Source organism: Enterococcus sp. DIV1059_2, assembly GCF_051713685.1.
In the GTDB taxonomy this organism is placed as follows: domain Bacteria; phylum Bacillota; class Bacilli; order Lactobacillales; family Enterococcaceae; genus Enterococcus_D; species Enterococcus_D casseliflavus.
Window position 1 is genome coordinate 125,927 of record NZ_JBIOQK010000001.1, and the last position, 25,987, is coordinate 151,913.

Annotated in this window: 28 protein-coding genes; all 28 read left to right on the forward strand. The window is 46.5% G+C overall.

The window, feature by feature from the left end:
- The first annotated feature begins 21 nt into the window (after nt 1–21).
- The 28 genes from IGI72_RS00600 to IGI72_RS00735 all read left to right on the forward strand — a co-directional run bounded on the left by IGI72_RS00600 (nt 22) and on the right by IGI72_RS00735 (nt 25,855).
- Entirely contained in the window at nt 22–729 is a 708-nt protein-coding gene (locus tag IGI72_RS00600; RefSeq protein ID WP_005226623.1) for a sigma-70 family RNA polymerase sigma factor, read from the forward strand.
- Nucleotides 726–1,427: a flagellar hook-basal body protein gene (locus IGI72_RS00605; protein WP_438752665.1), complete on the forward strand. Its 702-nt coding sequence runs from the start codon at nt 726–728 to the stop codon at nt 1,425–1,427. Before IGI72_RS00600 ends, IGI72_RS00605 begins: the two co-directional genes overlap by 4 nt.
- 10 nt (nt 1,428–1,437) lie before the next feature.
- Complete coding sequence (locus IGI72_RS00610) at nt 1,438–2,220, forward strand: flagellar hook-basal body protein (RefSeq protein WP_015508738.1); 783 nt, start codon at nt 1,438–1,440, stop codon at nt 2,218–2,220.
- A 12-nt stretch (nt 2,221–2,232) separates the two neighbouring features.
- On the forward strand, nt 2,233–2,943 hold the full coding sequence (locus tag IGI72_RS00615; RefSeq protein WP_005226626.1) for a cell division ATP-binding protein FtsE: 711 nt from the start codon (nt 2,233–2,235) through the stop codon (nt 2,941–2,943).
- A 154-nt stretch (nt 2,944–3,097) separates the two neighbouring features.
- Entirely contained in the window at nt 3,098–4,393 is a 1,296-nt protein-coding gene (locus tag IGI72_RS00620; protein ID WP_005226627.1) for a methyl-accepting chemotaxis protein, read from the forward strand.
- Nucleotides 4,394–4,411: 18 nt separating this feature from the next.
- Nucleotides 4,412–4,915, forward strand: coding sequence for a chemotaxis protein CheW (locus IGI72_RS00625; protein WP_074535612.1), 504 nt, complete (start codon nt 4,412–4,414; stop codon nt 4,913–4,915).
- On the forward strand, nt 4,887–5,396 hold the full coding sequence (locus tag IGI72_RS00630) for a chemotaxis protein CheD (protein ID WP_005226629.1): 510 nt from the start codon (nt 4,887–4,889) through the stop codon (nt 5,394–5,396). The genes IGI72_RS00625 and IGI72_RS00630 overlap by 29 nt, the downstream gene beginning before the upstream one ends.
- Nucleotides 5,397–5,411: 15 nt before the next feature.
- The gene (gene cheB, locus IGI72_RS00635; RefSeq protein ID WP_438752668.1) at nt 5,412–6,422 is read left to right on the forward strand and encodes a chemotaxis-specific protein-glutamate methyltransferase CheB; all 1,011 of its coding nucleotides are present in this window, start codon (nt 5,412–5,414) and stop codon (nt 6,420–6,422) included.
- A 5-nt stretch (nt 6,423–6,427) separates the two neighbouring features.
- Nucleotides 6,428–7,201, forward strand: coding sequence for a CheR family methyltransferase (locus IGI72_RS00640; RefSeq protein ID WP_005226631.1), 774 nt, complete (start codon nt 6,428–6,430; stop codon nt 7,199–7,201).
- A gap of 21 nt (nt 7,202–7,222) precedes the next feature.
- On the forward strand, nt 7,223–9,274 hold the full coding sequence (locus tag IGI72_RS00645) for a chemotaxis protein CheA (RefSeq protein WP_010748546.1): 2,052 nt from the start codon (nt 7,223–7,225) through the stop codon (nt 9,272–9,274).
- Complete coding sequence (locus IGI72_RS00650) at nt 9,271–9,858, forward strand: chemotaxis protein CheC (protein WP_434230791.1); 588 nt, start codon at nt 9,271–9,273, stop codon at nt 9,856–9,858. The genes IGI72_RS00645 and IGI72_RS00650 overlap by 4 nt, the downstream gene beginning before the upstream one ends.
- Before the next feature lie 14 nt (nt 9,859–9,872).
- Nucleotides 9,873–10,235 (forward strand): response regulator, encoded by a 363-nt coding sequence (locus IGI72_RS00655; RefSeq protein WP_003129084.1) that lies wholly within the window; start codon nt 9,873–9,875, stop codon nt 10,233–10,235.
- A 19-nt stretch (nt 10,236–10,254) separates the two neighbouring features.
- Entirely contained in the window at nt 10,255–10,644 is a 390-nt protein-coding gene (locus IGI72_RS00660) for a chemotaxis protein CheW (RefSeq protein ID WP_005226635.1), read from the forward strand.
- Between the two features lie 17 nt (nt 10,645–10,661).
- Nucleotides 10,662–11,672 (forward strand): flagellar motor switch protein FliM, encoded by a 1,011-nt coding sequence (gene fliM / locus IGI72_RS00665; RefSeq protein ID WP_005232756.1) that lies wholly within the window; start codon nt 10,662–10,664, stop codon nt 11,670–11,672.
- Nucleotides 11,669–12,727, forward strand: a complete 1,059-nt coding sequence (gene fliY, locus IGI72_RS00670) for a flagellar motor switch phosphatase FliY (protein ID WP_005226637.1) — start codon at nt 11,669–11,671, stop codon at nt 12,725–12,727. Before fliM ends, fliY begins: the two co-directional genes overlap by 4 nt.
- Before the next feature lie 95 nt (nt 12,728–12,822).
- Nucleotides 12,823–13,098, forward strand: coding sequence for a flagellar biosynthesis anti-sigma factor FlgM (gene flgM / locus IGI72_RS00675; protein WP_005226638.1), 276 nt, complete (start codon nt 12,823–12,825; stop codon nt 13,096–13,098).
- Nucleotides 13,099–13,455: a hypothetical protein gene (locus tag IGI72_RS00680; protein ID WP_005232752.1), complete on the forward strand. Its 357-nt coding sequence runs from the start codon at nt 13,099–13,101 to the stop codon at nt 13,453–13,455.
- Nucleotides 13,456–13,466: 11 nt separating this feature from the next.
- Nucleotides 13,467–14,990, forward strand: coding sequence for a flagellar hook-associated protein FlgK (gene flgK / locus IGI72_RS00685; RefSeq protein ID WP_016609030.1), 1,524 nt, complete (start codon nt 13,467–13,469; stop codon nt 14,988–14,990).
- Between the two features lie 3 nt (nt 14,991–14,993).
- Entirely contained in the window at nt 14,994–15,914 is a 921-nt protein-coding gene (flgL, locus tag IGI72_RS00690; protein ID WP_005226641.1) for a flagellar hook-associated protein FlgL, read from the forward strand.
- Between the two features lie 136 nt (nt 15,915–16,050).
- Nucleotides 16,051–17,133 carry a flagellin gene (locus IGI72_RS00695; RefSeq protein WP_123833507.1) on the forward strand — a complete coding sequence of 361 codons (1,083 nt, stop codon included), beginning with the start codon at nt 16,051–16,053 and terminating at the stop codon, nt 17,131–17,133.
- A gap of 102 nt (nt 17,134–17,235) precedes the next feature.
- Entirely contained in the window at nt 17,236–17,649 is a 414-nt protein-coding gene (locus tag IGI72_RS00700) for a flagellar protein FlaG (RefSeq protein ID WP_005226643.1), read from the forward strand.
- A gap of 4 nt (nt 17,650–17,653) precedes the next feature.
- Nucleotides 17,654–19,075: a flagellar filament capping protein FliD gene (gene fliD, locus IGI72_RS00705; RefSeq protein WP_005226644.1), complete on the forward strand. Its 1,422-nt coding sequence runs from the start codon at nt 17,654–17,656 to the stop codon at nt 19,073–19,075.
- A 73-nt stretch (nt 19,076–19,148) separates the two neighbouring features.
- Nucleotides 19,149–19,478 carry a hypothetical protein gene (locus IGI72_RS00710; RefSeq protein WP_005232745.1) on the forward strand — a complete coding sequence of 110 codons (330 nt, stop codon included), beginning with the start codon at nt 19,149–19,151 and terminating at the stop codon, nt 19,476–19,478.
- Nucleotides 19,479–19,491: 13 nt separating this feature from the next.
- The gene (gene fliS, locus IGI72_RS00715; RefSeq protein WP_010748550.1) at nt 19,492–19,860 is read left to right on the forward strand and encodes a flagellar export chaperone FliS; all 369 of its coding nucleotides are present in this window, start codon (nt 19,492–19,494) and stop codon (nt 19,858–19,860) included.
- Nucleotides 19,861–20,025: 165 nt separating this feature from the next.
- Complete coding sequence (locus tag IGI72_RS00720) at nt 20,026–21,777, forward strand: hypothetical protein (RefSeq protein ID WP_271771523.1); 1,752 nt, start codon at nt 20,026–20,028, stop codon at nt 21,775–21,777.
- 166 nt (nt 21,778–21,943) lie between these two features.
- Nucleotides 21,944–22,384: a MarR family winged helix-turn-helix transcriptional regulator gene (locus IGI72_RS00725; RefSeq protein ID WP_010748552.1), complete on the forward strand. Its 441-nt coding sequence runs from the start codon at nt 21,944–21,946 to the stop codon at nt 22,382–22,384.
- Nucleotides 22,381–24,123 (forward strand): ABC transporter ATP-binding protein, encoded by a 1,743-nt coding sequence (locus IGI72_RS00730; protein ID WP_005226665.1) that lies wholly within the window; start codon nt 22,381–22,383, stop codon nt 24,121–24,123. Before IGI72_RS00725 ends, IGI72_RS00730 begins: the two co-directional genes overlap by 4 nt.
- On the forward strand, nt 24,089–25,855 hold the full coding sequence (locus IGI72_RS00735; protein WP_074934300.1) for an ABC transporter ATP-binding protein: 1,767 nt from the start codon (nt 24,089–24,091) through the stop codon (nt 25,853–25,855). The genes IGI72_RS00730 and IGI72_RS00735 overlap by 35 nt, the downstream gene beginning before the upstream one ends.
- Nucleotides 25,856–25,987: the final 132 nt, after the last annotated feature.

Genomic DNA, 25,987 nt, shown 5'->3' on the forward strand with positions numbered 1-25,987 from the left:
TCTTAGGAAGGGGCATCGCCGATGTATGAAGTCGATCGAGAAGCGGAGATCATCAAGTATCTGCCGCTAGTGGAACGGGTGGTTCAGCGCCTGTCTATCAAAACCGCCGATTATGAATCAGGCGATCTCTACAATATTGGGGTGATTGGGCTGATGGATGCCTTGCGGAAATTCGATCCCTCAAAAAAAGTTCCTTTTGAAAGCTATGCAGCGATTCGCATCAAAGGGGCAATTATTGATGAAGTACGCAAGCACGCCAAAATCTCCCGATACAAAATGGCGGCAGTCAATCAGTTTTATCAAGCACGGCAAGAGTTGGAGCAAAGCCTCAAAAGAGAAGCGACCGACACCGAGATCTGCAAACAGCTGGGAATCAACCAAAGTCAACTAGCGGATATTTATGAGAGTCTGCACTACTTAGCCAGCGTCTCTTTGGAAGATACCTTGTTTGCTTACCAAGAAGAAGGCATGACCTTAAAAGATATGGTTCGGGATCCAGCCGAAAATGTCGAAGAGACCTTGGTCGCTGAAGAAAAACGCACCGCCTTGGTGGCGTGCATCAAAAAATTAGGGGAACGGGAACAATTGATTTTAAGTTTGTACTATACCGAAGAACTGACGTTAAAAGAAATCGCTGAAATCTTAGAAGTCTCGATTCCGCGAGTTTCACAAATTCATGGCAAAACGATTGCCAAATTGCGCACATTGATTGAGGAGGAACTGGCATGATTCGAGGATTGGATGTCTTATCACGGAACATTTCATTATTACAAAAGCGACAAGAGACGACGAGCGGCAATATTGCCAATGTCAATACAACAGGGTATCAAGCAAAAACTTTGTTCCAGTCGGCGCTAGATGAAGTCGCATTGCATAATTACCAAAGCGGGCCCAATGCGGATACCCGCCGTGATATCGGTGGATTGTCTTTAGGGACCCAATTGGCAGGCAGTACCATCAGTCAAGACCAAGGCGCCGTCAAACAGACGGGACAAGCCAGCGATTTTGCACTGCTTTCCGAAGGCTACTTTGTCGTTCAAAACAATGCGGGGCAGCGGTTGTATACGAGAAATGGCGACTTTACCGTCAATCAGCAGAATCAATACGTGACACAAGAAGGCTATCTTGTCTTGGGTGCCAATGGACAAGCAGTCAGCGCCTTGGGACCAGCGAACTTTCAGATCCAAACATTTCCCCCAGAAGCATTGACTACAGCTGGTCAAAACTATGTGACTAGCAACGCAGCAGGAACCACGGTGAATGCACCCGTGATCCAGCAAGGTGCCTTAGAACAAGCCAATGTAGCGGTTGCCGATGAAATGGTGGCGATGATCCAGACTTCTCGCGAATTTGAAGCCAATCAGAAAGCCTTGAGTTCAATGAATCAGACATTGCAAAAAGCGGTCAACGAATTAGGAAAGATTTGAGGATGAGTCAATGAATATCAGTGGATTATTAGGAATCAGCCGTTCTGGGTTGAATCATTTGCAAACAAACTTAGACACGACAGCCAACAACATCGCCAACGTCAATACCAATGGCTACCAAGCACAAACGACCCATTTTCAAGCATTGATGGAAAATGCCATCGGTGCAGAAGAAACGCTATTTAATGGCAACGCCGCCCAATATGGTGCGTCAATGGGGGCAAAAGCGACTACGACTACCAGTTTTGCCCAAGGCAATCTGGCGGGCACCACTCAGCCATTAGATCTCGCGATCCAAGGCAATGGCTTTTTCGGGGTCCGGGACCAAACTGGTCAATTGCTGCTGAGTCGAGCAGGCAATTTTCATTTAAGTGAGAACAAGCAATTAGTCAATAGTGAAGGGTACCCTGTGGCAATGACCACAAACGTACCGACCCCTCAGTGGCCAGATGCGCAGCAAATCGCAATAGATGCCAGCGGTCAGCTGACGACGGAAGAAAATGGTCAGACTCGCGTGTTGGGACAGCTGACCCTTTATCAGCCGACGAATACAGAAAACATCACGCCAGTGGGCAACCAACTGTATCGTGCCGGTGATCAAGCGTTGCTTACTTCGCAAACCAATCCAGCAGCCTTTGGCAGCGTCTTGCAAGGACAGTTAGAACAGTCGACGGTGGATCTAGCGACTTCCATGACAGACTTGTTAACGACCCAGCGTGCGTATGGATTGAACACGAAAGCCATGCAGACAGCCGATGAGATGTGGTCCGTGATCAATCGTTTTACAGATTAGAGGAGAAAGAACATGATTCGCTTAACCAAGGTCAGTAAAAAATTCAGCAATGGCACGTTGGCATTGGCCGATATTTCTGTTGCGATCCCTCAAGGAGAATTTATCTATGTGGTGGGTCCCAGCGGTGCGGGCAAATCGACCTTATTCAAATTACTCTTGAAAGAAGAAGAGCTTTCGGCTGGTTCTATCCAAGTCGGCAATGTCTTGTTGGAACAACTCAAAGACCGTCATCTCTATATGGTTCGACGACAAGTCGGTATCGTCGGACAAGAAGACCTTTTGCTTCCTTATCTGACGGTTGCCAAAAACGTCGATTATGCGCTGCAAGTACTAGGCACTCCCCGCAAGCTGCGTCAGGAAAAAACCGCCAAAGCACTGCAACTGGTGGGCATGTTTCCTCAAAAGGATCACTATCCTGAAGAGCTTTCCGTGGGACAGCGCAAAAAAGTAGCGATTGCGCGGGCGATCGTCACAGAGCCAGCAGTCTTGATCGCCGATGAGCCCACCGCCAATCTAGATGCCAAATCAGCCGTCGAAGTCATGAAACTGCTCTTGCGGATCAATCAAGTCGGTGCCACGATCCTCTTGGCGACCCACGACAGCACGATGGTCAATACGGTCCGTAATCGGGTAGTCGAGCTGCAAAACGGTCGCTTGGTTCGTGATGAATATCAAGGCGGCTATACGCGCTTTGCTGATCCAAAAGATACATATGTCTGGTGAAGATGCTTAACTTTTCTAGCAAAAGATCCGATTAAAGAACTAGAAGATTGTTTTCATAATCGGATAAAGAAGGAGTGACCCAACGATTATCAAGTGAAGAGCGAATCTTGATAAACAGCACGACTGATCATTTTGCATAGGAAAGGATACTGTTATGAAGAAGAAGGTACAAGCTATCATCAAAAAAATCCGCTTGGCGGCGTTGATTCCGCTAGGATTTACCCTGATCGTATTATTAGGATGCTATTTCTTCGTGATCCGCACCCACGGAGACGGACAAGCAGCAAAAAGTTTTTTTATTTTTTCAGTAATCGTACTGCTGCTAGAAATCGCAGTGTTAGTAGGAATGACCTATTTGGTAAAAAAAGAGACCCACTCGGGCATGGATACGTTATTGACAGAACTAGAAGCAGTCGGTTCTGGCGATCTGTCGCATATCGATGAGATCGGCAGCAGCGACCAGACTTCTCTTTTTGGGCAAGTTCAAAATCGTTTTCAAGGGGTTTTAAACACCTTCAAAGCGGTGATCGTTGGCATGCACGAAGAAAGCAGCCGAATGGAAAAAATGGTAGGCGGCCTAACGACAACCTCAAAAAATGCCAAAAATTCAATTGAAAATGTGCGTCAGACGATGAATGCCATCGCAGATGCCACTAGTTCACAAGCCTCCGAAGCGGAACAAACCTCCTTTGATATGGACGAGCTAGCCTTAAGTATCGAAGAGATCCACAAAGAGATCGAATTGATGAACGGCTATGTCGGTCAATCCCAAAGCAGCAATGTCCACAATTCAGAAATGATGTTCCATGTGTTTGAAAGCTGGGAGATCGAACGGCAAAACCAAGCAGAATTAGTAGAAAGCATGAACGACATGAACGAAGATGTCCAAAGCATCGGTAAGATCGTTCAGCTGATCAATGACATTTCTGATCAGACCAACTTACTGGCATTGAATGCATCCATTGAAGCAGCTCGAGCTGGAGAAGCGGGCCGAGGGTTTGCCATCGTTGCGGAAGAAGTCCGCAGCTTGGCGGAACAAAGCAGTCAATCAACGAAAAGCATTCGTTCGATCATTGAAACGATCCGCAAAAAATCGGAAAAAGTGGTCTCTGCAGTGACGGATTCCTTTGAAAGCGGCGAAAAACAAACCAACAATATCAACAAAGCGATCGAGTCAGCCAATGAGATCTCTGATATTGTCGAAAAATTGGTTTCAAGTATTCAAGCCGTGGAAGCCCATATTACCGGGATCGTTGAGAAAAAAGACATGGTTCAAGTTTCCGTCAGCAACATTTCGGCTGCTGTTTCGGAAACCTCTGCCGGCACCCAAGAAGTAACGGCAAACTTAGAAGACTTCTACTTAGTCATCGAAGACTTTGAACGGAATGTGCAAGAGATCGAAACGATCGCCACTATCCTTAAATTCCAAGTGGATAGTTTCAAATTCTAAAAAGGAGCAGTGACGCCAATGGAACAATACGTTGTATTTAAAAGTCATCAACAACTCTTTGCCTTGCGTATCGACTATGTGGTACGGGTCATTGAGGCTGCTTCTTTTACCCAGCTGCCGGAAGTGGCGGATTTCGTGCTGGGGATCCAGCCTTTTGAAGAGGCAATGGTGCCGATCATTGACATCCGCAAAAAGCTGTTTGATGAATTTACACCGGAAACTGGGCAAAATGTGGTCTTGTTGTGTCACTGGCAAGAGCAGGCGATCGGCCTTTACGTGGAAGAGATCGTCGGCATTTTACCGCTCGTTGAAAGTCCTAGCAATGCGGAACTAAATACATCAGGACTCAAGCAAAACTATATCGAAGCCTTTCTGAAAAAAGACGATGAACTTGTGCTGGCATTGGAGCTGCCGTTTCTCTTCAGCTATGAACAAGCCGCTGAGATGACGGCGGAGTTAGACGCCTATCAGACAGAGGAATTGGCAGCCGTCAATGACCATGACAATGATGACCGTGAATGAGGAACTGCATGTGGGGATCTCGGAGTATAAGATCGCCCAAGCGCCGACGCGTTTGATCACGGTGGGTTTAGGTTCTTGCATCGGCACGATCATTTACGATGAAGCCAGTCATATCGGCGGCTTGAGTCATATTATGCTGCCAGATAGTCAGCCTTTTTTGCACAAGCGGGAAATCAAGCCCGAGAAGTTTGCGGACTTGGCATTGCCAGCGATGGTGGCTGAGCTGGAACAAAAGATCCGTCGGCCTCGCTTTCAAGCGAAAATCGTTGGCGGCGCCAATATGTTTCAGTTCCAGACGCTTAACGCTGCCAGCAATATTGGTCAGCGCAATATTGAAGCCGTCGAGGAAGTCTTGGCTCGGCTAAACATTCCGATCGTAGCCAAACATGTTGGCGGCAGCGCTGGTCGAACGATGATCGTGGATCTTCAGGATTTCAAGACCATGGTTCGGCAAGTCAAACAAGAAATCGTTTATTTGTAAAAGGAGTACAGGGACATGAAAAAAGTAATGATCGTCGATGATTCGGCATTCATGCGGAAAGTAGTGACAGATTTATTGAATCAGCTGCCTGATATCGAGGTGTCCGTCGCTGCCCGCAATGGCAAACAAGCATTGGACTATCTGACCAAAGAAGCGATCGATTTGGTAGTAATGGATGTGGAGATGCCAGTGATGAACGGATTAGAGACCTTGCGGAGGATGAAACAGCAATCAGCCATTCCCGTCATCATGCTTAGTTCATTAACCAATCAAGAAACCACGATTGAGGCTTTGGCGCTTGGCGCCCGAGATTTTGTGGAAAAACCCGTCAGTCTATCGATGATCGAAAAAGAATGGATCGCTGAATTTCATCAAAAGATTTTGGCGATGGATCATGAAGTCGGTACGGTTCACCCGCCAGTACCAACGATTGCCCAGCCCACTAAGCTGACACAAAACAGCTTGCCGGTATCACTTGATGCGCTAGTCATTGGTGCTTCAACAGGCGGCCCCCGTGCTTTGCTGGGAATTATTCGCCGTCTGCCTGCACGTTTGCGTTGCCCGATTTTGATCGTTCAGCATATGCCAGCGGGATTCACGGCTTCCTTTGCAAAACGCTTAGACACAGAGACAACCGTCCGAGTACAAGAAGCAGTCGACGGCATGCGGATCGAAAATCAAGTGTATCTTTGTCCAGGGGATTACCACATGACGGTCCAACAAGGGCACCTGCAGCTGGACCAGCGAGAAAAACGGCATGGGACGCGGCCAACCGTCGATTATCTTTTTTCCTCAGCAGCTGACTACTATGGCCCGCAACTAGCGGCAGTGGTTTTGACGGGGATGGGAAAAGACGGCACCGCTGGCTTACGACAGATCCAAGCGGCTGGGGGCTATACGATCGTTCAAGACAAAGAAACGTGTACAGTCTTTGGGATGCCGCGGTATGCCATTGAACAAGGAGTCGTGGATGAAGTCCTGCCATTGCAGGGCATTGAAGCAAAAATTGCACAGATGGTCAGGTGAAGAATATGGAAGAAGAATTTGCCTTATTTAATGCGTGGGTGGATCGCCGATTAGGGATTCCCTTAGCCGCATACAAAGAAAATCAAATGCAGCGCCGCATCCTTACGATCATGGAAAACAGCGGGGCAAAAACGTTGAGAGAATATCAGCAATTGATCGAAGGCGATGACGGGGTGCGGGCGGCTTTTTTAGCCCATATCACCATTAACGTAACGGAATTTTATCGCAACAAAGAACTGTTTGACGCCTTTGAACGCGTCTTGAAAACCATTGTTCTCCCGAAAACCACGCTGCCCAAAATTTGGAGTGCCGCATGTTCGATTGGGGCAGAACCCTATACGATCGCGATGCTGCTAGAAAAAAACCAAATTGCCGCAGCCAATGTCTTGGCTACCGATATCGATACGCAAATTTTGGCAAAAGCCAAGCAAGGACTCTATCGAGACCACGAATTGCGGAATGTCTCAGCGGCAGAACGTACCCGTTTTTTTGATGCAAAAGAAAAGAACCAATTTCAGATCAAACCAGAAATCAAACGGCGGGTTCATTTTAAGCAACACGATCTTTTGAAAGACCCGTACAATGGGCCTTTTGATGTGATCGTTTGCCGCAATGTGACGATTTATTTCAAAAGTGATGCTCGGGATGCCGTCTATCAAAAATTCAGCGATGCATTGGTCCCAGGGGGCATTTTGTTTACGGGAGCGACAGAAACGATCAATTTCGCGGAACAATTCGGCCTTAAGAAAATCGATTCGTTTATCTATCAAAAAGTATAATTTTGTAAAGGAGGGACCCATTTGGATGACAATAGTGTCTATCGTACCCTTTTCTTTGAAGAAACAGACGATCATTTAGCACAGTTGAATGATCATGTCTTGCAATTGGAAAACGATCCAAAAGATAGCGCCTTGCTGAATGATATTTTCCGTTCTGCCCATACCCTTAAAGGGATGGCGGCAACGATGGGCTATGACGTCATGACGCAGCTGACCCATAAAATGGAAAATATTTTTGAGTTATTTAAAACTGGGACCTTGCAAGTGACCCAGCAATCGATCTCATTGATTTTCAAATGTCTGGATCGCCTGTCAGAACTTGTGGAGGACTTGCGGGAAGAACGCGACCTGCAGCCAGCTCAAATTGCCGATTTATTGGCCGAACTTGACCAAACGGAACATTCTGGCGGTATATCAACCGAGACAGAAGCAAGCCAAAACCCCACCGCAGTGGGCGCGTTAACCCCACAGCTTCAACAGATCGATCCTTCTGATCTGTATGTGATCGAGCAAGCGGCTGGAGATGGCTATCAAGCGGTCCAAATTGCTGTTCGCTTAGATGCCCAATCCATGTTAAAAGGTGCTCGTGCCTTCTTGATCATGGAAAAGCTTGGCCAAGCAGGGGATGTTCTCTATACAGAACCAGATGCCCAAACACTCGAAGAAGGCACCTTTGAATCAGATTTTTCACTGCTGTATTTGACGCAGCAAACACTGGCTGATGTCGAGCAAAACATCGCCAGCAACAGTGAGATCGAAGCCTTCGTGGTGGCACCGTTTGATCCTTCAGCTGCTGTGTTGGAGGAGGCAGAAGAGCTGCTTCAACCAGTGCCGACCCCAGAGTCAGAGACTTCTGCTCTTCAGCAAGCGACAACAGAAACGAAAGAAAAATCGCCGGCGCCCGCGCATCATGCGTCCGCCCAAAATCAATCGATCCGAGTCGACTTGAATCGCTTAGATTCATTCTTGGATCTCGTGTCCGAATTGGTGGTCTATCGCAATCAATTGGAAGATGTCAGTGAGCGGGAAAACATCGAAGCAGTCAAAGACCCCTTAGAGCAAGTCTCGCGATTGACCTCTGAGCTGCAAGATTTGGTCTTGCGGATCCGCATGCAGCAAGTCAATGTCGTCTTTAGTCGCTTTCCACGAATGGTTCGGGACTTATCCAATGAACTGCAAAAGGAAATGGAACTTGTCATTTTTGGGGAAGAAACGGAATTGGATAAAACAGTGGTTTCTGAATTGAGCGAACCTCTGGTCCATCTGTTACGTAATTCTGTCGATCACGGCATCGAAGCACCCGATGTTCGGGAAAAACTGGGCAAACCGCGCAAGGGCACGATTCGCTTGGCGGCCTATCAAGAAGGCAATCGCGTGATCATTACTTTAGAGGATGATGGCAAAGGCCTTGATCCGCAAGTAATCAAAGCAAGTGCTGAAAAGAAAGGCTTAGCAACGGAAGGTCTTTCCGATGAAGCGTTGCAGCAGCTGATTTTCCATCCTGGTTTTTCAACGGCACAAGAAGTGACTAACATTTCTGGGCGCGGTGTCGGGATGGATGCCGTGCAATCCAAGATCACCCAACTAGGGGGCACGATCGAAATGAAGAGCCAGCCAAATAAAGGCACGCAGTTTGTGATCAAATTGCCATTGACTCTGTCGATCATTCAAGCGTTAATGGTTCGCGTCGGAGCAGAAACCTTTGCGATCCCATTAAATCTCGTCGAACGCGTGGTGATGGTCAAAGAAGAAGAGATCATCCAGACGGTCTCAGATGAGGTCTATCGTTTTCAAGAGGAGTTGATTCCCTTGGTTCGGACCGATCAACTCTTAGCGATCGAAGGCGATCCATCTGAGAAAAAATTCGCCATCATCGTCAACAATGACCAGCAATTTCACGGCATTTTGGCAGATGAGCTGATCGGCCAGCAAGAAATCGTCATCAAGAAAATCGATCCGCTGCTGCAAAAGCTGAATCGCTATCAAGGAGCAACGATTATGGGCAACGGCTCGATCGCACTGATCCTAGACATTCATGCCATCTGTCAGGAAAAAAAGGATGACCGCTTATGATTTATACAGCGCTGCAAATCGATGGCCTAAAAGAACTGATCAATATCGGCGGTGGTCACGCTGCGACTAGTTTATCAAAGCTCGTCCAACAACCAATCGATATGCGGGTACCGGAAGTCGAGATTCTAGCGTATGAGGACCTGTATCAGCAGATCATGGCGGAAGACAAAGAAGTTCATGTGGTGATGAGCCAGATCGAAGGGGCATTTCGAGGGATCTTCTTGTTTGTCTTAACGGATGAATCCGCCGCAAAATTGCGTCAGTTGATGATCCAAGAAAGCGATCCGTCTGAAGAATTGAAGCAATCGGTCATCAACGAGTTGACCAACATCCTTACCAATTCTTTTTTGATCGCGATCGGGCAACTGTTGGAAACCCAGCTGAGTGCGTCTTTACCAAGCGCCAGCTATGATTTCTTTGGCGCAGCGATCAGCTCCATCTATTTGGCGATGGCCCAGTATGATGAGCAGGTGATGGTGATCCGTAATGAGTTCGTCTACGCCAAAGAAACATTAGAGGCATCGTTATTTTTGATTCCAGAAATCGGTGTACTAGAAAACATATTTGATTCATTAGGAATTTGAAAGGGGCAAATACAATGTCAAAAAAAGTATTGATCGTGGATGATGCGGTATTTATGCGCATGAAATTAAAGGATATTTTAGAAAAAAACGGCTATGAAGTCGTGGGGGAAGCCCAAAATGGCCAAGAGGCTTTTGAAAAATACCAAGCAACGACACCAGACTTAGTGACCATGGATATCACGATGCCAGAAGTGGATGGCTTAGAGGCATTAAAAATGATCCGCACGTTTGATGCGCAGGCCAAAGTCGTAATGTGCAGTGCCATGGGACAACAAGGAATGGTGATGGATGCGATTCGCGCCGGTGCGGTGGACTTTATCGTGAAGCCCTTTGACACGGACCGCGTAATCACTGCCATCGACAAAGCCTTTGCCTAATGCCTAGGAGGATAGCGACATGCAGATGATTCTTTTCAAAATGGCTCAGCAGTACTATTTGATCTCGGCGGACTCGGTGGACGAGGTCATTGATGCCCCTTCTTTTACGAAGGTGCCCTTAGCACCAGAGTGGGTGGAAGGGTTGATCAATCTGCGGGGGTCTGTCGTAACGGTGATTCGTTTGGCAAAATTGATTCCCATCATGGAACCAGCCTACGAAAAAAACATATTGATCATGAAGAAGCAAGAGGAGACCAAAGGGGTCCTCGTAGAAGAAGTAATTGAAGTTCTTGATATCACCGAAGACGATATCCAACTAAGCAATCAAGAGACAGAACATGCCGTTGGGGTCGTGACGATCGGTGAAAAAGTAGCCAGTGTGATTCAAATCGATCACATGATTTTTTAAAAAAATGGGGGATTAGTGTGGATCAGGTATTGACGCAGCAAGAGATTGATTTATTGTTGAATGCGATGAGCAGCGGAGAGATCGATCAAGAAATTATTGAGATAGAAGACAAACAAGCCAAAGTGAAAGCCTACGATTTTCGCCGACCAACAAAGCTGTCGAAAGAGTACGTCAATACCCTGCACATGATCTTCGAGGATTTCTCGAAGATGAGCAGCAGCATGCTTTCTACCCAACTGCGGACCAATGTTTCTTTGCAGTTGGCAGCTATCGAACAAGTCAGTTATGACGAATTTATCCATTCGATACCAAAATTTACTTTGTTGGGGCTCTTTCATTCGCAGCCTTTGAGCGGGATTCAAATGATCGAGATGAACCCACAACTGTGTATGATGTTGGTGGAGTTGTTGTGCGGCGGCTTGGATGTCTATCAAAACAAGCCGATCGAAATGGATTTTAGCGAGAAAAAAAGTTTTACTGATATTGAAACAGCAATCTTGGAAGAAGTGGTGGCACAATTTGTCCGGGTCTACCAAAATGTTTGGAAGGACATCGTTGCCTTGGATTCGGTTTTGGATGGAATCGATACGAATCCGCAATTGATGCAAAACATGTCGCCCAACGAACCCGTCGTGTTAGTGACCTTTACTATCAAAATTTTTGAAGTGAAACATTTTATCAATCTATGTATCCCTTATGTCTTCTTTGAAGGGATCATTGATAAATTAAGTTTCCGCAATTGGTTTGATAGCAATCAGCCAGTCAACCAAGACGATAGCCGCGAGTTGCAAAAAAGTTTGAATGGCGTCGGTTTGAATTTAGAAGTTCTGCTGGGCCATGCTCAAATGAGTCTTTCTGAGTTTCTCCACTTAGAAGAAGGCGATGTCATCAAACTAGACAAAAAAATTACTGAACCATTGGAGACTTTCATCGATGGAAAACCTTACTTCCGAGCAAAACCTGGGAAGCAAGAGGACCGTTTAGCCATTGAATTATTAGACAAGTTAGAAGAGGAGCAAGAACTATGAGTGAACGTTTATCCCAAGCAGAAATCGATGCATTGTTGAATCAAAGTGCCCCAGCCCAGCCGCAAGGATTAGAAGAGCAAGTCAAAGTCGACATTATCGGCGAAGTTGGCAATATCTCCATGTCGCAAGCGGCGACGACGTTGTCTTCCATTCTTGATCGTCGGGTCAGCATCACGACTCCCCGGGTGTCTAAAATCAAATTTGGTGAGATCTTAAACGACCTCGTTGCACCAAAAGTAGCGACGACAGTTGAATTTAAAGAAGGCCTTTTAGGCAGTAATTTGATGCTATTAGAAGTCAAAGATGCCATCGTGATCGCCGATTTGATGATGGGTGGAACTGGTGAAACCAGCAACACTCAATTTACGGAATTAGAGCTAAGTGCTGTGGCAGAAGCTATGAACCAAATGATTGGGACTGCCTCGACTTCGATGGCAACGATGATCAGCCGCAAAGTGGATATCTTGCCGCCGATCGTCAAACTATGGGAGACACCAGAAAACATTGAGTATAGCGGGATCGAGGCAGAGGAAGAGATTTACTGTATCTCATTTTCTTTGCGCGTCGAAGGTTTGATCGAAAGCAAAATCATGCAGATCTTTACCGATCCTGTGGTCAACGATATCGCCAGTGCGATGCTGTCCGATGAAGCGACTGTCGTTACTCGGGAAACACCAACACCGCAGCCAACGGCACCCGTTGCTGCACCTACGCCAGAACCAGCGGCTGCATCAAAGCCCGTGGAAGTCAGCAAACCTGCGTTTCAAACATTAGCCTCCAGCGGAGTGAGCGATGGGGATAATTTGGACTTGATTCTTGATGTGCCATTGGATCTAAGTGTCGTGTTAGGCCGCAGCAAAAAAACTATTAAGGACATTTTATCTTTCAATACGGGGTCCGTCATCGAGCTGGAAAAACTGACGGATGAACCGCTAGAGATTTTGTTGAACGGCAAACTGATCGCCACTGGGGAAGTCGTGGTCATCAATGAAAACTTCGGTGTGCGGATCACCAACATTCTTTCGCAAAAACAACGCATCCACAATTTGCATTAATTTGAAGAAATCGCAAAAAGTTAAACATATGGGTTTAACTTTTTTGTGATTTGACCGATAGTAGAGGGTAGAAGAATGAGAACGGAGGAGAACCTATGAAAATCGAAAGAGGTTACGCAGAATACAGCGACAAGGCCATCAAACGTGAAGCGGTCAAACAAGAAAAGCCATCTGCTGCTCAGACAGAAAAAACCGTCGATGTTCAATTGTCCGAAACAGCTCAAGCCATTCAAAAGAGTGCCAATCAAACAGCCAGTCGCAGTGAGCGAGTGGCAGAATTGAAACGAGCGATCAAAGAAGGCACCTACCAAGTTTCTGCCGAAACGATCGCAGATAAAATGCTGCAACAAGATGAAAAGCAGGTCGACTAGATGACAGAACGGGAATTTGAGCGTCAGCTTCAGCAGTTCTTGCGGTTGCTGCAAAAAGAAAAGACCTGCTTGATCAAAAATCAAGCAGAAAAATTACCAGAACTCGTCGAGAAAAAAACCGCCTTCGTACCCGTTTTTTCCACGTATGAAGGAACTCTTTCAGTGACGATCAAAGAACTCATCCGCCAGATCCAAGTGCAGCAAGCCGAAAATCTCCTGCTGACGGAGCAAGCCATTAGTTTCCAAACTGTTTTGATGGATGCAGTCAAAGAAAATATCAAGACACCGGCAAATACGTATTCGAAATACCAAGAAAAACAAGCTGTATCAACAGCGATCATCGATCAAAAAATGTAAGGAGTACTTCTATGACAGGACTATTTGGTTCATTAGGCACCGCAACCCGGGGCATGACCGCAAATCAAGCAGCGTTGCAAACCAGCAGCCATAACATTGCAAATACCAATACAGACGGCTACTCAAGACAACGAGTCAACTTGCAAGCCGAAGCGTCTTATCATTTAGCGGGTGTCGGCAGCATCGGTATGGGTGTGAAAGTCGGCAGTGTCGAACGGATCGTCGATGATTTTGTCATTGGACAAGTACGCAATGCCAATTCTACCTATACATATTATGAACAAAAAGCAGACATATTAGGACAGCTGGAAAGTTTAATGAATGAGCCTTCTGACAACGGACTGTCCAAACAGCTGGCAACGATGTTTGATTCTTGGACCGCATTAGCCAACAATCCTGAACTGGATACGTCTAAGACCCTTGTGCTGGAAAACAGCAGTACGTTTGCCGATACCATCAACCAAATGGGCAAACAAATGACGCAGCTGCAAAGCGATACGCTGGATACCATCGAAAAATCCGCGCTGGACTTCAATGAGAAGGTCAAACAGCTGCAATCCTTGAATGAACAGATCTATGGGTTGACGACGAGTGGTGAGACACCCAATGATCTTTTAGATCGTCGAGACAGTCTGTTGAAAGATCTCTCGGGTCTAGCAGGGATCGAAACCAAGACCGATCAGTATGGCCGTGGGTTTGTATCCATGAGCGGACAGACGATTTTAAGTGCGGAGGAACGCAATACCCTTAGTGTGGTGGTGGGACAAAGCGACACAGGCGCCTTGGTTTCCAAAGACGGCAACGCCTTGAATCCTGCCGAAACCATTACAGGGTCTTATCCAGCTGGAACCGTCTTGTTGACGAAAACCACCGACAATGGCGAAACCGCCTATACAGAATTGCCGATCAAAGAAGGCGCGATTGGTGGCCTGCAAGCATCATCTAGTGAAATCGGCAGCCGCTTGACGGAATTGAACAACTTTACGACGACGATCGCGCAAGCCATGAACATGGTCTTTACCGGCGGCGCTTCTCGCACAAGCGGACTATTTGAGATCGGCCAAGATGATACCGGCACAGCGACGACGATTCGGGTCAGCCAAGCACTGTTAGATAACCCAAGTCTGGTGACCGGCGGAACGAGCAATGCAGCAGGAGATGGTTCAAGAGCTGCTGCAATGGCGAAACTCAGCAGTGCCAAATTGGATTTCCCGTTGTCAGAAAAGACGATCGCTTCTTTTGATTCTGAGACATTGACGTTTGCTAATGCAGCATCGGGCATGAGTGTCAGCAGTTATTTTAACAGCATCGTCACCAAAAACGGAATCTCAAAACAGCAAGCCGACAATACGGTCAGTGCCCAATTGTCGCTGCTGAATCAACTAGAATACAAAAATCAATCGGTGTCTGGGGTTTCATTAAATGAAGAAATGTCAGATGTGATTCGTTTCCAACAAGGATTTCAGGCCAATGCCCGCATATTATCGGTCGTTTCTGAAATGTTAGACACATTGATCAATCGAACAGGAGTGTAGACCATGCGTATTTCCAATTCAATCACCTACAATGATTTTTTACGAAATCTAGGAACCAACGCCTCCAAAGTCCAATCCACGTTGAATCAGCTATCGAGCTTAAAAGAAGTCAGCAAGTCCTCGGATAATCCGCTGCTGGTTTCAAAAATCATGGATCTCAATGTGTCGTTAAATCAAAACAAAACTTACAACAATACGATCAAAGACAGTATTTCTTGGACAAAAGCCCAAGATTCTGCTTTAGAAAGCGTCAGTACTTCGATGCTGCGGATTCGCTCGTTGGTTCAATCTTCTGCCAATGCGACAGCTGGCAGTGAGGAATTAGGGGCAAATCGTTCAGAGATCGAGCAAGAGATCGAAGGCATCGTTGAATCATTAAACACCAACTTTGATGGCCGCTATCTATTTAGCGGAACGAATACGACGACGGCGCCTTTTGAGATCGTCAAAGAAAATGACGCCATCGTCGGTATCAAATACAATGGCACCAGCGAAGACTTGCCGCGAGAAATCGCAAATGGGGTCTCAGTGGATCTGTTAGCCAGCGGTGATCGTCTGATGAACGAGACGGGCACCGCTGCGGATCCCCAAAATTTAAGCACCTATTTCAATGATTTGTTGTCTGCATTGCGCAGTGATGATAAAGATGCCTTAGGGGGCGAGCTTTTAACCGCTCATGACCAGCATGCCACTAATGTGGTGAATGTACGGGCGCAGATCGGCACCCTCTACAATCGCTTGGAGGCGGCAGCTGATCGAAATGAGACGGAAAAGCTGAACTTGACCGAAACACTGTCCAACAAACAAGACGTCGATATTGCGGAAAAGTATATGGAATATCAAAATCAAATGACTGCCTACCGTTCAACATTAGCGATGGGAACAAAGATCATGCAGATGTCCATTCTAGATTATTTAAATTAACCCAAAAACTTTTGTTCTTTGCTGAGAGCAAAAGTTTTTTATTTTTTTTAGAAAAAAGGCTTAACCCTGAACGGTTTCTTCCGATAAATAGTAGCAGAGGGAAACCTTAGCGAATAAAAATTAGGAGGAACTACACATGAGAATCAATACAAACGTTTCAGCATTGAATACTTACTCACGCCTAACGGCAGCAAATGCTTCTAAAAGCAATTCTTTGTCTAAATTATCTTCAGGCTTACGCATCAACAAAGCTGGGGACGACGCAGCTGGCTTAGCAATTTCTGAAAAAATGAAAGGCCAAATCGGCGGTTTGTCACAAGCAAAAAGCAACGCACAAGATGGTATTTCATTGATCCAAACAGCAGAAGGTGCATTAAATGAAACCCACAGCATCTTAGGCCGTATGCGTGATCTTGCGGTTCAAAGTTCAAATGGTACGTTAAGTGATGACGACCGCAGTGCGATCAACAAAGAATACACCGCATTGTCTGATGAAATCGACCGTATCAGCAATACCACTGAATTCAATACAAAAAGCTTGTTAACTGGTGAAGGCGATGATGCGAAATCATTCACTTTCCAAATCGGTGCCAACGCAAACCAAACAATGAGCGTTTCAATCAACAACATGAGCTCATCTGCATTGAAAGTAAAAGGCTTAGATTTAACACAAGCCATTGATACAAGCGATGCTAAAGCTGTTGCTGCAGCAAAAGATAAAGCAGTAGCGACTGCCTTCGAAGCAGATACTACAACAAAATATGCAGCGAACGGCTCAGTTGATGCGGCAGCAGGCCAAACAGTTGCTGAATTAAAAACAGCCATCGAATCAGCTGCGGATGATACAGCAAAAGCAACAGCTCAAAAAACATACGATGATGCTTTAGCAACATTTACCGCTTCTGATGAAGGCAAAGCAGCAGCGGCAACTGTCAGCGTTGAAAACAACCCAATCACGAAAATTGATGAAGCGATCAAAGCAGTTTCTGCACAACGTGCGGATCTTGGTGCGGCGCAAAACCGTCTAGAACATACAATCAACAACTTAGGTACAACGCAAGAAAACCTATCTGAAGCAAACTCACGTATCCGTGACGTTGATATGGCGCAAGAAATGATGAGCTTTACGAAGAGCAACATCCTTTCTCAAGCAGCAACTTCAATGTTGGCACAAGCAAACTCAATGCCTAACAGCGTATTGAGCTTGTTACAAGGATAATTTTTGATCAAGTGAACCACTGACACAAGGACTGCCTAGGGGAAGCGCAGTTCTTGTGTTTTACATAGCAGCACAAAAACGCTTAGAAATGAGGAAGCTCTGATGGATATTCAGCCAATGTCAGGAATACACCCGATCGAAGCCGTTGCGTCGGTCGCTAAAGCACGTCCGATCGAATCCCTAGATCAAGAGAACGCCAACCTTCAGCCGCAACACCAAGAGGGGAAACTGGCGGAGAAAAAGGAACAGACAGTGGCCACTGAACCGCCGATCCACTATTTTTCAGTAGCCGATCAGCACAAGATCGCAGCCTCCGTGGAGGAAGTGAATCAGCGACTACTTGGCAAAGATATGAAATTGGCTTATGAAGTACATGAGCGCACGGGGCGTACGATGGTGCGTTTAGTGGATATGCAGACCAACGAAGTGATCAAAGAGATCCCGCCCGCCAACATGCTAGACGTGATTGGGAAAATATGGGATGACATGGGCATCGCGGTCGATCGAAAGGGATGAAAACATGGCAAGTGTAACCAGCAGTTCAGGAATCAGTACAACGCTAGGGAGTTATTCTGGCGTGACTTCAGAAGATATTGAAAAATTATTGGCGGCAGATGCGATCAACAAGACCCGCGCTGAGAATAAAATCACGTCGCTAAAAGCACAAAAAACGGCATGGAGTGATATCAGCACTCGCTTGACTAACTTTTTGTCAAAAGTCGATGCATTACAAAAAGATGATGCTTATCAAACGAAAAAAGCGACGACCACCAATAGCAGCATCGCTTCAATTGCAGGAACAACGGAAGCTCCAGAAGGCACCTATGATCTAAAAGTCAACCAACTAGCAACAGCCACGAAGGTGACGGGGAGTCAAGTAGCTCAAAGTAGCAAAACGGCCCTAAATGTCAGTGGTCAGCTGTCATTGACCAGTTCGGAAGTCGATGAAGATGGCAAACCGATCACCGCTTCGATCGAGATCACGGCCGAAGACAGCTTAAAAGATGTGGCAGCCAAGATCAATAGCCAAAGCAAGACGACCTTCGTCGCGGCGAGCATCGTGGATAACCGTTTGATTTTAACAAATACCAAAATGGGCGACAAAAATTTCTTGATCGACGGCAATGCCGCCGAAGGGTTAGGGATCGGTTCAACTGCGACAACGACGCAAGGCCAACCGGCTATTTTTGAGCTAGACGGCATGAAGATCACTCGCGACAGCAACAGTGTGACGGATGTTATCGATGGTGTCACGCTGACGTTAGCGAAAAAAAGCGAGGAGCATGTGACGCTTTCTTTAGCCAATGATACCTCGAAAGTCGTTGATGCAGTGCAAGGATTAGTGGATCAATACAATAGCTTGATGAGTTTTATCGGCGACAATTTGACCGTGGGAGATCCTAGTAGTGAAAACAACAAGACGGGGACCTTGGTGGGAGACAGTGCGTTGACTCGTCTACAGACCCAATTGCGAAATTTGATCACCATTCCAGCCGTCAGCGGCTCAAAGCTGACCGCCAATAAGCTAGGCATCTCCACCGTTGATAATGATGGTACATTGGGACTGGATACGACAAAGTTAAAAGAAGCCTTAGCGGAAGATCCCGCTGCTGTGAAGTCTTTCTTTTATGCAAGTACGAAAACCAAAGAAGCCGATGGCACTGCGAGCACGAAAGAGACTGGCTATACACTAGCCCTAAAAGAATTAGCCAACAGCTATGTCGTCAATACTTCAGCCAATAAAGGGATCATTGCCACCAAATCTGCGACCTATGACAGTACCATCAAGGATTTAAACAAGCAGATCACACGGTTTGATGATATTTTAGCAATGAAAAAAGAGCGTTACATCACAATGTTTACCAAGTTAGACTCCGTGATGATGGAGGCTGAAAATCAGCTGAGCTACCTAAGCAATCAGTTTGCCAATACGTCAAACTAGGCAGGATAGCCGATTAAAGCAGTCATTTTTCATTCGCATAAGAAACCCTCGTCAACATGAAAGGAAACAACCTATGGAGCCACACGTATCATTAGATGAACGTTTGAATCAGATTTTAACTGGTTTTGCCCAATGGCGCGGCGACAGCGAAGAAGCCAGTCGTTTGATGGCAGCCAATGCAGCGGTCATAGCAGCCATGCAAGCAGAAGCACAGAGCCATAGTCCACAAACCAGTGCATTGGCGCAACAAGTGATCCAAGCGTATCAAGCGTTCTTAGACCAGGTCAAAGCCCAGCAGCAAGAGATCAAACAAGAATTGGGGCGTTTGAACCGCAAAAACAATCTTGTAAAAACGTATTTACAGCAAGAAGACAGTGCCGCCTTCGTCGAATTTGATTTATAGTGAGGAAAAAAAGATGAATTATCAAAAAATGCAAAACAACTATTTGCAGAACCAAGTAATGAGTGCTTCCCCCAACAAACTGATTGAAATGCTGTTGCAAGCAGCGATCAAAAATATCAAATTAGCAGTGATCGCATTGGAAAAAGAAGATTTGAGCCAAGCTCATCAGCAATTTGTCAAGGCGCAGAATATTTTATTGGAATTACGGGTCTCTTTAGACCGTGAGCAAGGCGGCGCTATCGCTGAAGATCTCGATCAGCTGTATGGCTATATGTACGATCAGCTAGTCAGTGCCAATGTCCAAAAAGAGGCAGCCCCTGCAGAAACGGTCGTCCCACTTTTAAGCGAACTACTGGAAAGCTGGCAAACGATCACCCAATAAATTTGAGAAAAAGCACAGAAACGACCACCTAAAACCTAGAAAAGTTTAGTAATTGGTTAAATTTTTACCATGTATCCCTTTTCACTAAGCTTTCTTTTTCCCCTCCTCGTCCCTATCTGGTACTCTTTTTATGAGCGTACCGAAAAGGTGCAAGGAGGTTTTTTTTTGAAACAAAAAATAGTACAAAAGCCGCTTTTCTGGCAAGTGGTGATTCTGATTGCAATGAGTGGTGTTTTTTTATTACCGCAGATCTTAGGCCAAGGCATGATTTTGGGCTCTGATGTGGTCTTTCACTTCAATCGTTTTTATGAGACCAGCCAGCAGATCAAAGAGGGCAATTTTCAATATTTTCTTTCTATCTACGGGTTTCAGCAATCTGCTCGTATCGTCAATGCATTATACGGGCCCTTTTTTGCCTATTTCCAAGGATTGCTGGTCTTGCTGAGTCCTTCGTGGTTTTCCTACCAGCTGCTCGCCAACGGGCTGCTCTATTTGTTAGCAGGGTTTTCGATGTTTGGCTTATTAAAGAAATTACGAGTCAATGGTTGGCTGTCAGTGGGGATGAGCGTCCTGTTTATGGCGACCTATTCTGTCCAGTATTGGATTGAGCGACAGGGCTTTTCTGCTTGGGGGGCGGCTGTGCTGCCGCTGTGCCTGATTCCACTGATCGCACTAGGGGAACATAAACGGTTACGGCCTTTTGCGGTAGGGGTTTCCGTGGCGGTCTTATTTCAAATCCATGTGTTTTCAAGCATCTTGTTAGTGTTCTTATACGTGCCCTTTTTCTTACGCGCCTTTTTTGTTGGGACTTCTGGCGAAGAAAAACGACAATTGGTGCTGCGCTTAGCAGGAGCGATCGGGATCTTCTTGCTACTGACCGCCAATATTTGGTTAGGGATGTTGGATCTTTATACGAGTAACACGTTGATCGCGCCTTTTGTGAATCGCAACATGCAGAACAATACCATTACTGGAACCAGCAGCTATTGGTGGACGACTCCGTACCTGCTGCCCATCTTATGTGCTTTGTTCTTTTGTGGTGCGATCCGTGTGTGGCCACGTCTATCTGGCGGCTTCAAATTAATGACGGCAGCTGCAGCAGTCTTTTTCGTTTTATCATCGAACGCTGTTCCTTGGCAATGGCTAGGCAGTCTGGACAATGGTGTGATCAATTTACTGCAATTTCCTTTTCGGTTCTTTGTTCCTGCCACGATTTTGATCTTAGTCGGTTTGTGCCTGCTAGTTCCTTATTATCGGGACAAGCCATTGGCAAATCCGCGTTGGTTCGTCCTCGTTTTAGTCTTGAGTGTTGGTCAAATCCTGATCCAAAACACGGTCAAAATGCAGGACTGGCACTCCGATGAAGCTGCGGTTTCACTGCGAAACCACACCTATCTGTCGGCGGAATCTGAAGCGCAATTGAAGGAAGCCTATTTTAGTAAAGACAAGTCCTTAGCATTAGCGCTGTATCAACGTTCTACGCCAGATTATCTGCCCCTCTATCAAGAGACCAAGAAGAACAAGTACAATTTGTACGGGGAAGAAATCATTGAAAAGAATGATACCGTGGCAAAAACCGTAGAAAACGGGAAGCTTACTTTACGTTGGCAAGGTGATCAAGAGACGTGGAAGGCGTTACCGATCATCAATTACCGATATACTGAATTGACCCTCAATCAGCAGCCACTAACTGAAAAAGATGTCTCTTTGAGTGCCATTGGTGCCGTTTCTGTCCAACAGCAAGCAGGGGAGAATGTCTTAGTCGTTGATTACGACGCACCTTGGTTTTTCGACGGAGCTTTATGGCTGACGATCATTTCTTGGCTCGCTTTACTCATCGGCTTTATCAGCTGGAAAACCAGACAGCTGTACCGTCGTCGTAAGGTCGTACAAGCTTTATTGAAAGAATCTGAATAAAATGAATCAGAAAAGAACTTCAGCGAGAGGGCTGAAGTTCTTTTTTTGCTGATCAACAACAGTGTACCTGTTGCTTTTCGTCAGAAACAATAATCGTTGCGCACGCAACGATTATTCCTTATAATAGATTAGACACTTTGAAGAACGAAGAAAGGCAGGAGTGCTCATGGAAGCCATTATCCGCTCAATCAATCATATTGCCCGTCTCGCCACCCTTTATCGGGAAAAAGAACTGAAAAAATTTGGTTTAGGCGGGATGCATCATACCTATATCTTAAACATTTGCCGCCAACCGGGGATCAGTCAAGAAGCCTTAGCCAAGAAGATTTTTGTGAATAAAAGCAATGTTGCCCGTCAACTAGCAATCCTAGAAGAACGAGGATTTGTCACTAGAACCAGCAGTCCCACCGACAAACGACAATTACTGGTTTATCCAACCGAAAAAGCACTCGCCGTCCAACCAGCGATCCAGCAGCTGCTTCAAAGCTGGAATGAACAAGTCGTAGCAGGTTTTTCTGCTGCCCAACAGCAGCAGTTGATCGCCGATCTGGAAATCGTCAAAGAAAATTCCCAGCGGCTTTTAGCGAAAGATGAGGCGATGGAATGAATCTTTTGACTCAATATTTAAAACCCTATATCGGCCGCATCTCCCTTGGCGTCAGTATCAAATTCTTCGGCTCCCTGATGGACTTGCTATTGCCTTGGATTTTGGCGTATATCATCGATTCTGTGATTCCCACGAAGCAGGTATCTGCGATTTTTGCTTGGGGTGGGGCGATGGTGGTCTGCTCCATCATCGCAGTCGTCACCAATATCATCGCCAATCGGATGGCCTCCAGTGTTGCTCGCGATACCACCGGCAGTATACGCCATGATTTATTTGAAAAAGTTTCCTATCTGTCGATTCCGCAAGTCGAAGAAGTCGGGATCCCTTCCTTGGTGTCTCGCTTGACGACAGACACTTACAACATCCATCAAACGGTAGGCATGATCCAACGGATGGGGATTCGTGCACCGATTCTGTTATTAGGGGGGATCATGATCACTGCCACATTAGATCCCGTGTTGACGCTGGTTTTAGTAGGCGTCTTGCCCTTCACTTTAGTGGCGGCAGTCACGATCTCGAAACGGGGGATCCCCTTGTTTGCCTCATTGCAAAAGCAAGTGGATGTGTTGGTGCGAACTGTCCGTGAAAATGTGACTGGGGCTCGGGTGATCAAGGCCTTGTCCAAAGCAGATTACGAGAAAAAGCGCTTTGACCACGTCAATCAAGACGTAGTAGCTGCGGAAACTACCGCTAATCGAACGATGGCTGCAACACCGCCCCTGATGGACCTATTTTTGAATATCGGACTGACGCTAGTGATCGTCGTCAGTGCCTTTCGCGTCAATCAAGGATTGACCCAACCAGGCGTCATCATCGCCTTTTTGACTTATTTTACGATCATTTTGAATGCCATGCTCAGTATCACGCGCATCTTTGTGATCGTGTCGAAGGGGCTGGCTTCTGCCGATCGGATCCAATCCGTCTTGCGCCTGCCGCAAAATATGCAAGTCATTGAGGCGCCTGTCAAAGAAGAGTCTGCGCATATCGTTTTTGAAAAAGTTTCCTTCACCTATCCTAACGGTACCCAGGTGCTGAAAGACATCGATTTTTCCTTGCAGCCGGGAGAAACCTTAGGGATCATCGGTGCGACTGGTAGTGGAAAATCAACGATCGTCAAACTACTGCTGCGGCTCTATGACCCAACGAAGGGCATGATTCGCATCGCTGGTCGCGACATTCGCTCCATCGATCCGACGGAGCTGCATCAGTTATTCGGTGTCGTCTTACAAAAAGACGTGCTTTTTGCGGAAACGATCGAAGAAAATATCGCTTTTGGTCGGCGGTTTTCCAAAGAACAGATCGAAGAAGCGGCGGCTCGCGCCCAAGCCAAGGAGTTTATCAATCAACTACCCAAGCGCTTAGCTCATCCACTGCATGCTAAAGGCAGCAATTTAAGCGGGGGTCAAAAGCAGCGGGTCTTGTTATCGCGGGCCTTGGCGGGGGATCCAGAGATTTTGATTTTGGATGATTCTGCCAGTGCGCTGGATTATCGGACCGACGCTCAGTTGCGCAAGGTTCTGAGACAGCAGTTTCAACAGACGACGACGGTCTTGATCGCGCAGCGGATCAGCTCGATCCAGCATGCCGACAAAATTTTGGTACTGGAAAACGGGCAAATGAACGGCTTTGGCAGTCACCAAGAATTACTAGCAGAAAATGCGATCTACCAAGCCATTTATCAAGGTCAGACAGGAGGTGCCGACGATGCCGAAGAAAAAAACGGAAAAACCGCAGGATAGTAAGAAAACACTACGGCGTTTGTGGGGCTATCTTTACGAGTACAAAGGTCTCCTGCTGGCAGCCGCTGTATTGATGATGGCCAGCAACATTTTCGCCTTGGTGGGACCGTTGCTTTCAGGGTACGCCATTGATGCCATTCAACCGGGTCCCGGCAAGGTCATTTTTGACCGAGTCTTCTTTTATTGTGGGCTGATGCTGCTGTTTTATCTTGCGTCTTCCCTTCTTAGTTATCTGATTTCGCTCATGATGATCCGCTTGAGTCAGCGGGTGGTGGCAGCGATGCGCAAGGCGATTTTTGATAAAATCACCGAACTGCCGGTTGGGTATTTTGACCGAGTCGCCACTGGGGATATCATCAGCCGCATCAGTTATGATGTCGATACCATCAATACGTCATTGGCCAGCGATGCCATTCAAGTCCTCAGCAGTCTTGTGACGATCATTGGTTCGTTTGTGATGATGGTTTTGATTTCGCCGCTGCTGGTGCTGATTTTTGTCGTAACGGTTCCCGCTTCGATCTTTTTGACCCGCTTTTTGATGAGCAAATTTCAACCATTGTTTCGCCGTCGTTCTCGCAAATTAGGCGAACTGAACGGCTTTGTGGAAGAGATTATTTCTGGTCAGCAAACGATCAAGCTGTATAACCAAGAAGAAGCGATCATCAGCCGTTTTGACGAAAAAAACCAAGAAGCGGTGGATGCCTATTACAATGCTGAGTACTACGGCAGTATGACTGGTCCTTCCATCAACTTTATCAACAATCTGTCGTTGTCCTTGATCAGTATGTTTGGCGCTTTGCTGTTTTTGTTCGGTCATCTGACATTAGGGAATGTTTCTTCCTTTGTTCTTTACTCCAGAAAATTCTCAGGACCAATCAATGAGTTAGCCAACATCTTCAGCGATTTGCAATCAGCATTGGCGGCGGCAGAACGGATCTTCCGTTTGCTGGATGAAGAACCTGAAGTTTCTGATGTTCCTGGAGCCTACGAATACCACGAGGTGTCTGGTGATGTCGCCTTTGACCATGTGACCTTCGGCTATCAAGCACAGCAACCCATCATCAAAGACCTTTCGCTACAAGTACCAGCTGGCAGCTTGGTCGCGATCGTCGGACCGACCGGAGCGGGGAAAACCACCATCGTGAACCTCTTGATGCGGTTTTATGACCCTGACCAAGGAGCGATTCGGTTAGACGGTAAAAATATCCGCCAAGCGACACGCCGCAGCTTACGGCAAAGCTATGCGATGGTGCTGCAAGATACCTGGTTGTTCACGGGAACGGTTTTCGACAATTTGGCCTACGGCAAGGCGAATGCGACGTTGGCAGAAGTCCAAGCTGCTGCACAAGCCGCCCATATCCATGACTTTATTATGAGCCTGCCAAAAGGCTATGATACTTTGATCTCTGAAGACGGAACCGGTATCTCACAAGGGCAAAAACAGCTGTTGACGATTGCACGAGCAATGCTGTTGGATGCCGATCTGTTGATTCTTGATGAAGCCACATCGAATGTCGACACGCAAACAGAGCTGCTGATCCAAGCAGCGATGACCAAATTGATGAAAGGCAAAACCTCCTTTGTGATCGCCCATCGCTTGTCCACGATTCGACATGCCGATACGATCCTCGTGGTGGAACAGGGGAATATCGTAGAGCAAGGGACCCACGAAGAGTTATTAGCCAAAGAGGGGCGTTACGCCGCACTCTATCAGGCACAATTTGATGCATGATCCATAGCTAGTCCACATCCTTGCAAGGAGAACGCCACTGCTTGCAAGGATGTTTTTTGCGTGCCATCGGCTTTCTTGGCATAGGTACAAAATCTTCTTATGACAAATCAGGCAATTATCGGTATACTTAAG